Genomic DNA, 1,058 nt, shown 5'->3' with positions numbered 1-1,058 from the left:
TATAGCGGTTCCTGAATGGGCGAGGTACGATCAAAGTAGAGGAAATACTGCGCACGCTACAGTCTTGGTTTTCCTTTAGGAGAGTGTGATGAAAGCCTACTCACTTGACTTCCGGGAAAAGATCATTGACGTTTACTTTACAGAGCACGTGTCTGTTCGCAAGCTAGCCCAGCGATTTGGCGTGTCGAAGAGTTTTGTAGAAACGCTCCTCAAGCGTCTTCGAGAAACGGGTGATATCTTGCCTAAGCCTCATGGGGGTGGCGTGCAACCTAAACTCAATGCGGAACAACTGAAGCTTGTGAAGGCGTTAGTCGATGCGGACAACGATGCGACTCTGGACGAACTGCGGGGCCGTCTAGCCGCTGAAACCTCGATTTTGATGAGTCGGTCGTCGATGGGGCGGATTGTGCAGAAGCTTGAACTGACTCGTAAAAAAAAACGCTATACGCGACCGAAGCTGCGAGCGCACGGGTGCGACAAGCCCGAGTCGAGTATTGGCAAGCGATCCGGGACGTCGCCGCAGAAAACTTAGTGTTTATGGATGAGGCTGGGGTTAACTTAGCGATGATTCGATTGTATGCTCGTGCCCTCAAGGGTCAGCGTGCCGTTGGGGAGCGTCCGGCCAAGCGGGGGCAAAATGTGTCGTTGGTCAACGCGTTAAGTCTGCGAGGCCCCCTTGCCCCGCTAACGATTCTCGGCTCGATGGATAGCATGACCTTTGAGGCTTATATCGTCCGTCGAGTGGCCCCCAACCTTTGGCCTGGGGCCGTGCTTGTCGTCGATAATAGTCCGACACATAAAGCGACGGAGGAAGTGATTACGGCGCTTGAGGCAGTGGGTGCACGACTCATGTTTCTGCCGCCTTATTCGCCGGACTTCTCGCCCATTGAACCGTTTTGGTCAAAGGTCAAGACCATCTTGGATTCAGTTGGCGCACGGACTCATCAAGTCCTACAAGAAGCGATTGAATCTGCTTATTCTCAAGTCACTTTAAAGGATATTCGCAGCTGGTTCACAAATGACTGTTACTGTACCTCATCCGAATGAGAACCGCTATA

1 protein-coding gene is annotated in these 1,058 nt (G+C 52.3%); it reads left to right on the top strand.

Annotated features, from left to right (window positions below):
* The first annotated feature begins 88 nt into the window (after positions 1-88).
* A protein-coding gene (locus ACQ4N7_RS30310) for an IS630 family transposase (protein ID WP_430715136.1) occupies positions 89-1,047 on the top strand; the annotation gives its coding sequence in 2 pieces (ribosomal slippage) (positions 89-431 and positions 431-1,047; 960 coding nt in all).
* Positions 1,048-1,058 lie beyond the last annotated feature (11 nt).

It is taken from the genome of Nodosilinea sp. AN01ver1, from assembly GCF_050565655.1.
Taxonomy (GTDB): Bacteria; Cyanobacteriota; Cyanobacteriia; order Phormidesmidales; family Phormidesmidaceae; genus Nodosilinea.
Note: the sequence above shows the minus strand (reverse complement) of the source record. Positions and strands in the feature narration are given on the sequence as shown.